General features: G+C 59.1%; 9 protein-coding genes. 6 read left to right on the top strand and 3 right to left on the bottom strand.

Going from position 1 to position 11,814, the window contains the following annotated elements; genetic code table 11:
* Nucleotides 1-21 precede the first annotated feature (21 nt).
* Entirely contained in the window at nt 22-3,555 is a 3,534-nt protein-coding gene (gene dnaE, locus BLQ98_RS16380; RefSeq protein WP_093734315.1) for a DNA polymerase III subunit alpha, read from the top strand.
* A gap of 52 nt (nt 3,556-3,607) precedes the next feature.
* On the opposite strand, the gene BLQ98_RS16375 is transcribed toward dnaE, so the two are convergent.
* Complete coding sequence (locus BLQ98_RS16375; protein WP_093734314.1) at nt 3,608-3,802, bottom strand: SlyX family protein; 195 nt, start codon at nt 3,800-3,802, stop codon at nt 3,608-3,610.
* A 170-nt stretch (nt 3,803-3,972) separates the two neighbouring features.
* On the opposite strand from BLQ98_RS16375, the gene hisS reads away from it, so the two are divergent.
* The 3 genes from hisS to hisG are packed head-to-tail and all read left to right on the top strand — an operon-like array spanning nt 3,973 to nt 7,246.
* The gene (hisS, locus tag BLQ98_RS16370; RefSeq protein WP_093734313.1) at nt 3,973-5,481 is read left to right on the top strand and encodes a histidine--tRNA ligase; all 1,509 of its coding nucleotides are present in this window, start codon (nt 3,973-3,975) and stop codon (nt 5,479-5,481) included.
* Nucleotides 5,481-6,560 carry an ATP phosphoribosyltransferase regulatory subunit gene (locus BLQ98_RS16365; protein WP_093734312.1) on the top strand — a complete coding sequence of 360 codons (1,080 nt, stop codon included), beginning with the start codon at nt 5,481-5,483 and terminating at the stop codon, nt 6,558-6,560. Before hisS ends, BLQ98_RS16365 begins: the two co-directional genes overlap by 1 nt.
* A complete protein-coding gene (hisG, locus tag BLQ98_RS16360) occupies nt 6,557-7,246 on the top strand; it encodes an ATP phosphoribosyltransferase (RefSeq protein ID WP_093734311.1) in 690 nt (229 codons plus the stop codon). The genes BLQ98_RS16365 and hisG overlap by 4 nt, the downstream gene beginning before the upstream one ends.
* A gap of 135 nt (nt 7,247-7,381) precedes the next feature.
* On the opposite strand, the gene BLQ98_RS16355 is transcribed toward hisG, so the two are convergent.
* Nucleotides 7,382-7,813 (bottom strand): DUF1489 family protein, encoded by a 432-nt coding sequence (locus tag BLQ98_RS16355; RefSeq protein ID WP_093734336.1) that lies wholly within the window; start codon nt 7,811-7,813, stop codon nt 7,382-7,384.
* Nucleotides 7,814-7,947: 134 nt separating this feature from the next.
* Here BLQ98_RS16355 and BLQ98_RS16350 point away from each other — a divergent pair, with 134 nt between their 5' ends.
* Together BLQ98_RS16350 and BLQ98_RS16345 are read left to right on the top strand one after the other, a co-directional pair.
* Complete coding sequence (locus BLQ98_RS16350; RefSeq protein ID WP_093734310.1) at nt 7,948-10,230, top strand: adenosylcobalamin-dependent ribonucleoside-diphosphate reductase; 2,283 nt, start codon at nt 7,948-7,950, stop codon at nt 10,228-10,230.
* 594 nt (nt 10,231-10,824) lie between these two features.
* Nucleotides 10,825-11,487 (top strand): IS110 family transposase, encoded by a 663-nt coding sequence (locus BLQ98_RS16345; protein ID WP_244148468.1) that lies wholly within the window; start codon nt 10,825-10,827, stop codon nt 11,485-11,487.
* A gap of 22 nt (nt 11,488-11,509) precedes the next feature.
* Here BLQ98_RS16345 and BLQ98_RS16340 read toward each other — a convergent pair.
* The coding region (locus tag BLQ98_RS16340; protein WP_208596088.1) for a transposase at nt 11,510-11,814 on the bottom strand (305 nt) is incomplete at its 5' end.

Below are 11,814 nucleotides of genomic sequence, written 5' to 3'. Positions count from 1 at the left end.
GGGCTTGGGTAAGTTGGCGCTATGGCACAAGCACCCCGATTCATTCACCTGCGCACGCACTCCGAATATTCGTTGTTGGAAGGGGCGTTGCGGCTGAAAAAGCTGCCTGATTTGTGCAAGAGTGCCGGAATGCCCGCAATGGCACTGACCGACACCAACAACATGTTCGCCGCGTTGGAATTTTCGGTCGCTATGGCGGGGGCCGGCGTGCAACCGATCATCGGCTGTCAGGTTGATCTGGCCTATGTGACGGTGCAACCGGGGGAAAAGCCACGCGATCCTGCCCCTGTCGTTTTGCTGGCCCAATCCGAGGTCGGCTATGAGAATCTGATGAAGCTGAACTCTTGTCTCTATATCGACAAGGGCGGTGTGCTGCCGCAGGTCACGTTGGAGGAGCTGGAGGCGCTGAACAGCGGGCTGATCTGCCTGACCGGTGGCGCGGGCGGGCCTGTGGGGCAGTTGTTGCAAGGCGGGCAGCGCCCTGCCGCTGAGGCATTGATGGCGCGGTTGCACGGGGCATTTGCGGACCGGCTCTATGTCGAATTGCAGCGCCACCCCGGTGAGGACGGCCAACCGCTGGCTGAACAGTTGACCGAACGCGGCTTTGTCGAGCTGGCCTATGCTATGGGTATTCCCTTGGTCGCGACGAATGACGTCTATTTCCCCAAGGCCGAAATGTATGAGGCCCATGATGCGTTGATCTGTATCGCGGACGGCGCCTATGTCGATCAGCAGCACGAACGCCGCCGGCTGACGGCGCAGCATTATTTCAAGTCGCAGGCCGAGATGGTAACGCTGTTTGCCGATCTGCCCGAAGCCATCGACAACACCGTAGAGATCGCCAAACGCTGTGCCTTTATGGCGTATCGTCGTGATCCGATCCTGCCGAAGTTTGCGGATGACGAGATCGAAGAACTGAAGCGGCAGGCGCATGAGGGGCTGAAGAACCGGCTTAAGGTGATCCCCCATGCCACCAGCGTCGAAGACTACGAAAAGCGGCTGGATTTTGAACTGGGCATCATCGAGGGCATGGGGTTCCCCGGCTACTTCTTGATCGTTGCGGATTTTATCAAATGGGCCAAGGACAACAATATTCCCGTCGGGCCGGGGCGGGGCTCGGGGGCGGGCAGTCTGGTGGCCTATGCGCTGACCATCACCGACCTTGATCCGCTGCGCTATCAACTGCTGTTTGAACGGTTCCTGAACCCCGAACGGGTATCGATGCCTGACTTTGATATCGACTTTTGCATGGATCGTCGTGAAGAGGTGATCCAGTATGTGCAGCGCAAATACGGGCGCGACAAGGTGGGGCAGATTATCACCTTCGGGGCGCTTTTGTCCAAGGCGGCGGTGCGTGACATCGGGCGGGTGCTGCAGATGCCCTACGGGCAGGTGGATCGTCTGTCCAAGATGATTCCGGTCGAGGGCGTGAAACCTGTCAGCATCGAAAAGGCGCTGGCGGATGAACCACGTTTGCGCGAGGAGGCCAAGAACGAGGAAGTCGTCGCGCGGCTGTTGAACTATGGCCAGCAGGTCGAGGGGCTGTTGCGCAACGCATCGACCCACGCGGCGGGAGTTGTGATCGGGGACCGGCCGCTGGACGCGCTGGTGCCGCTGTATCAGGATCCGCGCTCCGACATGCCCGCGACGCAGTTCAACATGAAATGGGTGGAGCAGGCCGGTTTGGTCAAGTTCGACTTTCTGGGCCTCAAAACCCTGACCGTCATCCAGAACGCGGTCGACCAGATCAAATCTTCGGGCCGTCACCTGCATGTCGCCGCTGACGGGACAGAGCTGTTTGCGCCGCCCGAAGGCTTGATCGACGATATCGCCACCATCCCGTTGGACGACGAGGCATCCTACAAGCTTTATGCCAGCGCCAAGACGGTCGCGGTGTTCCAGGTGGAATCCAGCGGCATGATGGATGCCCTCAAACGGATGAAACCGACCTGTATCGAGGATATCGTGGCTCTTGTGGCGCTGTACCGTCCCGGCCCGATGGAGAATATCCCCACCTATTGCGAGGTCAAAAACGGCCAGCGCGAACGGGAATCCGTGCATCCGTCGATTGACCACATCCTAGAGGAAACTCAGGGGATTATCGTTTACCAAGAACAGGTTATGCAGATCGCGCAGGTCATGGCGGGCTACAGCCTTGGCGGCGCTGACCTGCTGCGCCGTGCGATGGGTAAAAAGATCGCCGAGGAAATGGCCAAGGAACGCCCGAAGTTCGAAAAAGGCGCGATGGCCAACGGCGTCGATAAAAAGAAAGCGTCGGAAGTTTTCGACCTTTTGGAAAAATTCGCCAACTACGGTTTCAACAAATCCCACGCTGCGGCCTATGCGGTGGTCAGTTACCAGACGGCTTGGCTCAAGGCCAACCATCCGGTCGAATTCATGGCCGGCGTAATGAACTGCGATATCCACCTGACGGATAAGCTGGCGGTCTATTTCGAAGAGGTCCGCAAACGGCTTGAACTGCCGTGGGTGCCGCCTTGCGTGAACCGCAGTGATGCGACGTTCAAAGTGGTCGAGGGCGCGTTGGTCTATGCTTTGGGGGCGTTGAAGAACGTCGGTGTGGAGGCGATGAAGCTGATCACCGAAGGGCGCAAGATTGACGGTGTGGACAAGCCGTTTGCCACGCTCTTTGATCTGGCGCGGCGGGTTGATCTGAAACGGGTGGGCAAACGCCCGCTTGAAATGTTGGCACGGTCTGGTGCGTTTGATCAGCTGGACAATAATCGCCGTCGTGTCTGGCAGTCGTTGGACGGCTTGGTCAGCTATTCAGCCGCGATCCACGAACAAAAAGCCTCTAATCAGGTGTCGCTGTTTGGCGAGGCGGGCGATGATCTGCCCGAACCGCGTATCGTGCCGTGCGATGACTGGGAGGCCGCTGAACGGCTCACCGAAGAATTCAAAGCCATCGGCTTTTATCTGTCGGGGCACCCGCTGGATGACTATATGGGTCCGATGAAGCGCAAATCTGCAACCGGTGGGGTACCGTTTCTGACGCTGGACGAGTTGACCGAAAAAGTGTCGATCAAAGGCGCGATGAACGCCCGTTTGGCCGGGATCGTCGCCGGACGGCAGGAACGTAAATCGGCGCGCGGCAATCGCTTTGCCTTTGCGCAGCTGTCGGACCCGACGGGCGCTTATGAAGTGACATTGTTCTCGGACACGTTGGAACTGGCACGAGATCACCTTGAAACCGGATCAAAGGTTGTGGTCATGGTCGAGGCCACAATGGAAAGCGACCAGCTGAAACTGCTGGGCCGGTCTGTGGTGCCGATCGACACGGTGGTTGAGGATGCGGGCAATATGGGGCTGCGCATCTTTGTGGAGGACGCAGGGGCGATTCAGGCGGTCGCCGATGTCTTGGCAGGTGCGCGATCTGCGGCGCGCAGCGCGGGCAAGGGGCCGGTGCAACTGTGCCTGATGGACCCCACGTTGCCCGGCGAGGTCGAAGTTGACCTCTGTGCCGAATACCCTGTCACCCCCAAGATCAAGGGCGCGATCCGGTCCCTGACCGGCGTGATGGAGGTAGAGGAAATCTGACGGCGGCCATCTGGCACGACGGCAGCTGTCTTGCGCCGCCAGTAGCCCCAGATCAGTAGTGCGGCGGGCGTTCATTCCCAATAACGACGCCTTCGGAGCCTGACGCCTCGCGTTCACCTTCGCGCTGCATCAGCATATGGACCCGCCGCGTTAGCATTGCGATCTCTGTCTCCTGACGGGCAACGACATCGGACAGGTCATCCACCGTGCGGATCAGATGGGCCATTTGTTCTTCGAGCTTATCCATGAGGGCACCTTCGCAGCTTGCGCATTTGCCGCTCTCCTAACAGGTTGCGCTGCGTTAGATAAGGGGGGGTGCGTGCGCAGGTCTGCACAGCGCGGGGCCGCGTCGCTTGCCCTTAGCGGGGGGTTGGGCTAGACGCGAAGCGCGATATTTAGCCCACAGGATGTGATCCAATGGCCAAGCCAAAAAAGACTCCCCGCCCCAAGGCCGAAACGCCAAAGGGATTTCGTGATTATTTCGGTGCAGAAGTCACGCAGCGCGCCGAGATGCTGCACAAGATTGCGCAGGTCTATCATCGCTACGGGTTTGACGCTTTGGAAAGCTCTGGCGTAGAAACGGTGCAGGCTTTGGGCAAGTTTCTTCCCGATGTGGACCGCCCCAACGAAGGTGTGTTTGCGTGGCAAGAGGATGCCGAGGCTGACAAGCCCGGCGACTGGCTGGCCCTGCGCTATGACCTGACTGCACCGCTGGCGCGGGTCTATGCCCAACACCGCAATGATCTGCCCACGCCCTATCGCCGCTATGCGATGGGACCGGTCTGGCGCAACGAAAAGCCGGGTCCGGGCCGGTTCCGTCAGTTCTATCAATGCGATGCCGATACTGTCGGCGCGCCGTCGGTTGCGGCGGATGCAGAGATCTGCGCGATGCTGGCCGATTGTCTGGAAGAAGTCGGGATCGACCGCGGCGACTACATCGTACGGGTGAACAACCGCAAAGTGCTCAACGGTGTGATGGAGGTCGCAGGCGTGCTCGACCCTGCCAACCCCGACAATTTTGCCCACGAGCGCGGCATCGTGCTGCGTGCGATTGATAAGCTCGACCGGCTGGGGCTGGACGGCGTGCGCGCATTGTTGGGCGCGGGCCGCAAGGACGACAGCGGTGATTTCACCGATGGGGCGGGCCTGACAGATACACAGGCCGATGTTGTCATGGGATTCATGCAGGCCAAGCGCGACACCGGTGCAGAAACCGTCGCACGGCTGCGTGAACTGGTCGCGGGTTCCGAGACAGGGGCGCAAGGCGTAGACGAGCTGGAAACCATCGCCGATCTGATGGCGGCCGGTGGGTACAGCTCTGACCGCGTTGAGATTGACCCATCCGTTGTGCGCGGTCTTGGCTATTACACCGGTCCGGTTTTCGAGGCGGAACTGACCTTCGAGATCAAGGACGACAAAGGGCGCGTGCGCAACTTTGGCTCTGTCGCGGGCGGGGGGCGTTATGACGATCTGGTCAAACGTTTTACCGGACAGGAAGTCCCCGCAACGGGTGTGTCTATCGGTGTCGACCGTCTACTGGCGGCCTTGCAGGCCAAAGGCCGGATGTCAGCGCAGGCCGAAGGGCCGGTGGTGGTGACCGTGATGGATAAGGCGCGTATGGCCGACTATCAGGCGATGGTCGCTGAACTGCGTCAGGCCGGCATCCGCGCCGAGGTCTATCTGGGCAACCCCAAAAACTTTGGCAACCAGCTGAAATACGCGGACCGTCGCGCCAGCCCGGTGGCAGTGATCGCGGGGGGCGACGAATTTGACAAGGGCATGATCCAGATCAAGGACCTTATCCTAGGCGCGAAAATTGCTGAAAGCGCAACGCTCGAGGAATGGAAAGACCGCCCGAGCCAATATGAAGTGGCGCGTGGTGACCTTGTCGCCAAAGTGCGTGAAATACTGGAGCTGAACCGCTGATGGCGACCCGATCCGAAATCCTTGCCAAGGCCGCGAGCCTGCGCGCCTTGTTCGAGGCGCAGGGGGCAGCGGTGGTTGAGCCGCCGATCTTGCAGCCTGCCGAAACCCTGCTCGATCTCTATGGCGAAGACATTCGCGCGCGTGCATACGTGACGTCGGACGCGATGCGGGGCGAACAGATGCTGCGCCCCGATTATACCTTGCCTGTGGTGCAGATGCATATGGCCCATGGTGCGGACCCGGCACGCTATACCTACGCAGGCGAAGTGTTCCGCCGTCAAGAACGTGACCCCAACCGCGCCAATGAATATATTCAGGCGGGCTACGAAGTCTTCGACCGCGGCGATCCCGCGGCAGCCGATGCCGAAGTCTTTGCCCTGATCCATGGCGCGTTGGACGGTCTGCCGGTCACGGCGGTGACGGGGGATATCGGCATCCTGATGGCAGCGGTTGCGGGGCTCGATACATCTGCCTCGCGCAAGGCTGCGTTGATGCGGCACATCTGGCGGCCCCGCCGGTTCCGTGCGCTGCTTGACCGCTATGCCGGTAAAACGCCGATGCCTGCATCGCGTGCCGCTTTGCTGGCCAGTGATGGTGCGATCACCGCGCCGCTGATCGGACTGCGCAGTTTGGACGAGATCGAAACCCGCATCGCGGCCCTGCGTGCCGACGCTGCCGAACCGGCGCTGTCGCGCACGCAGGTTTCCTTGCTGCTGGCGCTGCTGGATGTGCGTGAAACCATGCCCAATGCGATCAGTCAGTTACATGACCTTGCCGTTGATATGCCCGCCATCTCTGACGCGGTGGACCGTGTCGCGGCACGGGAAAAGGCGCTTGCCGCACGCGGTGTCGATACCGGAAACCTGATGTTCGAAGCCAGCTTTGGCCGCGTATCAATGGAATATTATGACGGGTTCGTCTTTGGCTTCCGCGCAGCGACACGGCCCGACCTGCCCACCATTGCCACAGGCGGACGCTATGACGCGCTGACCCGGCGTTTGGGGCAGGGCGGTGAAATCCCCGCGGTCGGCGGCGTGATGCGCCCCGGGCTGATGCTGGAACTGGAGGCAGGTCAATGACGATCAAACTCGGTGTGCCCTCCAAAGGGCGTCTGATGGAGAAAACCTTTGAATGGTTTGCGGCACGGGGGATCACCTTGCAGCGCACGGGATCCGAACGTGAGTACGCGGGTGCTGTCGAAGGGATAGACGGCGTGTCGCTGATCTTGCTGTCTGCGGGTGAAATTCCCCGCGAACTGGCCGCAGGGCGCATCCATCTGGGCGTCACTGGCACAGATCTTGTGCAAGAGAAACTGGCGTTGTGGGATCAGCTTGTCGCACCGGTGGAAGAGCTCGCCTTTGGCCATGCGGACCTGATCATCGCGGTGCCGCAAGCTTGGGTCGATGTCGATACGCTCGACGATCTGGATGCCGCTGCCTCGGCGTTCCGCGACAAACACGGGTTTCGCCTGCGCATCGCGACGAAGTACCACCGGCTGGTGCGGGAATTCCTGCGCAGCACCGGTGTCGCGGATTATGCGCTGGTCGACAGCCAGGGGGCGACCGAAGGCACGATCAAGAATGAAACCGCAGAGGCGATTGCCGACATCACCTCGAGCGGGGAGACGTTGCGCGCCAATCACCTCAAGATCTTGTCTGACGGGCTGATCCTGCGGTCACAGGCGACGCTGTGGCGAAGCCGGATGGCGGATATGGATGACGCCGATCGCGCCACGATGACCGCCCTGCTGGCGCGGCTGTCCTGACGCGCTGACGCGCGGCATCTTGCAGATGCGCCTCCGGCGGGAGTTTAAGGGCAAAATGAAGCGGCACGCGCAGCCCTGCTTCATTTTGCAAAATAAACTCAAATCCCGCGGGGGCTGCGGGCTCAGGGGCTGCTGCTAGAGCACGCCGATCTCGGCCAGGGCGCGGTTCAGTTCTGTGGGCAGGGGCTCTTCATGTTCGCGGCCCTCTGGCAGGTCGGCGGGCGCATCTTCAGGGGCAAGGTATCGCCAGCCTTGAAATGGTCGTTTGAGACTGCCCTGAACGCGGATAATCTTGGGATCAAGTACAATCGCGCAACGCCGTACGCCGTCCGCGCCCGAAGCCTCTTCCAGACGCAGGATTTTCTGGCGGCACTGGATGACGCCTTTGATCACCCAGAAAATTGACCCGCCGTTCAGAATTTCGGGTTCGCGCTTGGGCCACATGCGAGTCACGTGACGGGGAAAACCGTCGCTGGTCCGCGCCTGTTTTTTTTCCTGCCATGCAGCTAGATCATCGACGGTTTCAGTGCCTACCGACAACTTGATGAGATTAATATGATTTTTCACAGAATCCTCCTGCATCCGCATGCTCCGGACACGACATAATGTAGACGTTAGTGCGTCGGCTTCAACCTGTTGTGCTTGCGCTTTGATTTGGGGTATGGTGAACACCTTCCCAAACAGCCCTCAAGGAATCGAATATGTCACGATTTGCCGCCCCCATCGCCGAACAGATTTGGGACATGAAATACCGTTTTAAAGATGCGGATGGCACGCCGCGCGATGTAACGGTCGAAGACAGCTGGCGGCGCATTGCCCGCGATCTCGCGCAGATCGAAGATGCACCTGAAATATGGGAAGAGGCATTTTACGAAGCGCTGGAGGATTTCAAATTTCTTCCCGCTGGACGGATCACTGCCGGGGCAGGTACTGCGCGCCGTGTGACATTGTTCAACTGTTTCGTCATGGGCACCGTGCCTGACAGCATGGCCGGCATCTTTGATATGCTTAAAGAAGCCGCCGTGACCATGCAGCAGGGCGGCGGGATCGGCTATGACTTTTCCACTATCCGGCCCCGTGGCGCGGATGTGCTGGGGGTCTCCGCTGACGCCTCTGGCCCGCTGAGCTTTATGGATGTCTGGGATGCGATGTGTCGGACAATCATGTCCGCCGGGTCGCGCCGCGGCGCGATGATGGCCACGATGCGCTGCGACCACCCCGATGTCGAAGATTTCATCTCCGCAAAATCCGACCCCGCGCGGCTGCGGATGTTCAACATGTCCGTGCTGATCACCGACCCCTTCATGGATGCGGTCAAGGCAGATGCCAGCTGGGATCTGCTGTTCAACGGCAAAGTGTACCGCACCGTTCAGGCGCGTGATCTGTGGAACCGGATTATGAAGGCGACCTATGAGTTCGCCGAACCCGGTGTGATTTTTATCGACCGCATCAACGAAGCCAACAACCTGAGCTATTGCGAAACCATCGCCGCCACCAACCCCTGTGGCGAGCAGCCTTTGCCGCCCTATGGCGCGTGCCTGCTGGGGTCGATCAACATGGCGCGGATGGTGTCCGATCCGTTTGGCGACAACCCTCAGCTGGACGTCGAGGCACTGAACAAGCTGGTCGCGACTGCTGTGCGCATGATGGATAACGTCGTCGATGTGTCGAAATTCCCGCTCGACGAACAACAGGCCGAAGCAAAAGCCAAGCGTCGTATCGGTCTGGGCGTCACCGGTCTGGCGGATGCCTTGTTGATGGTCGGGCTGCGCTATGGCTCGGACGAAGCGGCAGAGCAGACCGAAGCCTGGCTCAAGGCGATTGCGCGGGCTGCGTATCTTGCATCGGTCGATCTGGCGAAGGAAAAGGGTGCCTTCCCGCTGTTCGAGGCGGACGCCTATCTGGCGTCGGGCACCATGCAGCAGATGGACGATGATGTACGCGACGCCATCGCTGAAAACGGCATCCGCAACGCGCTTTTGACCTCTATCGCGCCCACCGGCACCATCAGTCTTTATGCTGGCAATGTCAGCTCGGGGATCGAACCGGTCTTTGCCTATGCCTACACACGCAAGGTTCTGCAAAAGGATGGCAGCCGCACCGAGGAAGAGGTCGTCGATTACGCTGTGCAAATGTGGCGCGATCTGAAAGGTGACACGCCGTTGCCCGACTATTTCGTCAATGCCCAAACGCTGGCACCGTTGGACCACGTCAAAATGCAGGCTGCGGCGCAGAAGTGGGTCGATAGCAGCATATCGAAAACCATCAACTGCCCCGAAGACATCAGCTTTGACGCGTTCAAGGATGTTTATATGGCGGCGTGGGATCAAGGCTGCAAAGGCTGCACGACCTACCGCCCCAACGATGTTACCGGATCGGTTCTGTCAGTCTCCGAAAGCGCGGACACAGCGCCCGGTGAAATTGCGGCGCAGGCTACGTCGGAAGAAGGCGGTGAAGTCGTCTATATGTCTGACCCGCTGGACCGCCCCGAAGAGCTGGAAGGGTCCACTTACAAGATCAAATGGCCCGACAGCGAGCATGCGCTTTACATCACCATCAATGATGTGGTGATCGGGGGCCACCGTCGTCCGTTCGAAGTGTTCATCAACTCAAAAAATATGGAGCATTTTGCCTGGACCGTCGCGCTCACACGCATGATTTCCGCCGTGTTCCGGCGCGGTGGCGATGTGTCCTTTGTCGTCGAAGAGCTGAAGGCCGTCTTTGACCCGCGCGGCGGGGCCTGGATGCGGGGCAAGTACATCCCGTCGATGCTGGCCGCTATCGGTGGCGTGATAGAACAACACCTGATCGCCACCGGTTTTATCGCCGGCGAAGGGCAGGGGCTGAAATCCGACCCGCAAGCCAAGGTCGTCGGCCTTGACGCTCCGCGTGGTAAAGCCTGCAGCAGCTGCGGCCAATACGACCTACGCATGGTCGAAGGCTGCATGACCTGCGGCAGCTGCGGTCACAGCAAGTGCGGGTGATTTAAGGTTAGGCACATCTTATGATAACAAGCTTATTTTGGCCATTTTCGTAGCGAAAGTGGCCATTTCACAAGTTATGGGCGGCCATTGGCGAATTCGCAGCCGAATTAAGGATTTGCATCACTCGACTAATGGTCACCCCTTTTTAGCTCCTTAGGTTAAACATAGGTGCGCTCAGGCGTCGACGGAAATTGAAAGTGCAGTTTTTTCAGGATTAACCTACGTGGCCTGCGAGGCTTGTTCAGGGCAAGTCCTCGGCTTTGGTCGCACTGGGTTCGGCAAGAAAAGCGAAGGCTGCTCTCAATCAGCAAATCTTTGATGGAACGTGATGCCGCGCTGGAGGGAGGCGCGCACGAGGCGGTGTTCTGACGAACACTCAGTCGCGAACAATATCTGTGAAAGCGCTTCTGCCTCGAGTGTCGGCAATGCGGACAAAGCATGCGTAATTGAGCTGCCCTCTGTCCTGAGGTCGAGCTCCCGATAAGATTACAGGATTACTGTGAACAAGGGAGATTGAAGATGAAATATTATGCTGGATTAGATGTGTCGTTGCGGTCGTGCGCAGTTTGCATCGTCGATACCAATTGAAAAGTTATGCTTGAACGCGAGCTTGCTTGCGAAGTGAGTGACATTTCTGACTGGCTGAGGAAGTTCCTGCATCCGATTGAACGGGTCGGTTTTGAAGCGGGCACGATGAGCCAGCACTTATTCTTTGGTTTGCAAGCCGAGGGTTTTGATGTCGTTTGCATGGAGGCGCGGCAAGTGAATGCCGCTCTTTCAGCGATGCGCAACAAGACCGACAAGAATGACGCGCGAGGGATCGCGCAGATTCTGCGCACGGGATGGTTCAGTCCGGTTCATATGAAGAGCCGCGAAGCGCATGGCTTAAGGGCTCTCTTGAGCAGCCGAAAGGCGCTGCTCAACAAGACCATTGATCTTGCAAATGAAGTGCGCGGCTTGCTAAAGATCTTTGGCTTGCGTCTGCCCAAAACCGTCAGCCATGGAAGCTTTGACGATATCGTACGGCCTATGATCCAAATGGATGACGTCCTCATACATGCCCTGGTTCCGCTGCTGGACGCGCGGGTCGCTCTGTATCAACACTATCTTGAGCTGGATCGCCGTGTGAAGCGCGCGGCCAGCCACGATGAAGTCTGCATGCGGCTGATGACCGTTCCGGGCGTTGGACCGATAGCTGCGCTTAGGTTCAAAGCAGCTGTAGATGATCCTTTGCGGTTCAAAAGGGAGTGTGCGTAATTTTGTGCCCTGGCGCCTTTAGTTAAGCCATGGGAAAGCGTTCTTCGAACATAATGGCGAGTTGGCTTTTAACGCGGTGCCATTCACGCACAGATCGCTTCCACTCGACGGAAGTAGCATTGAGGGCCAAGTAGATCAACTTCGCCGCCGCTTCATCGCTCGGGAAGTGGCCGCGGGTTCGCACCGCACGCCGGATTTTCGAGTTCAAAGCTTCTATGGCATTCGTCGTGTAAATAAGTCGGCGCACTTCGGGCGGGTAGTCGAGAAACGGGATCACCTCGTTCCAGGCTCTGCGCCAGCTCGGTGCGATGGCCGGATAGCGCTTGG

The organism is Sulfitobacter litoralis (genome assembly GCF_900103185.1).
Taxonomy (GTDB): Bacteria; Pseudomonadota; Alphaproteobacteria; order Rhodobacterales; family Rhodobacteraceae; genus Sulfitobacter; species Sulfitobacter litoralis.
This window is presented reverse-complemented; position numbering and strand designations above follow the sequence as displayed.

Bases quoted from the DNA above. Each gene is read 5' to 3' on its own strand.
- BLQ98_RS16345 (WP_244148468.1), top strand. From the start codon at position 10,825: ATGCTTGAACGCGAGCTTGCTTGCGAAGTGAGTGACATTTCTGACTGG.
- BLQ98_RS16350 (WP_093734310.1), top strand. From the start codon at position 7,948: ATGTCACGATTTGCCGCCCCCATCGCCGAACAGATTTGGGACATGAAA.
- hisS (WP_093734313.1), top strand. From the start codon at position 3,973: ATGGCCAAGCCAAAAAAGACTCCCCGCCCCAAGGCCGAAACGCCAAAG.
- BLQ98_RS16365 (WP_093734312.1), top strand. From the start codon at position 5,481: ATGGCGACCCGATCCGAAATCCTTGCCAAGGCCGCGAGCCTGCGCGCC.
- hisG (WP_093734311.1), top strand. From the start codon at position 6,557: ATGACGATCAAACTCGGTGTGCCCTCCAAAGGGCGTCTGATGGAGAAA.
- dnaE (WP_093734315.1), top strand. From the start codon at position 22: ATGGCACAAGCACCCCGATTCATTCACCTGCGCACGCACTCCGAATAT.
- BLQ98_RS16375 (WP_093734314.1), bottom strand. From the start codon at position 3,802: ATGGATAAGCTCGAAGAACAAATGGCCCATCTGATCCGCACGGTGGAT.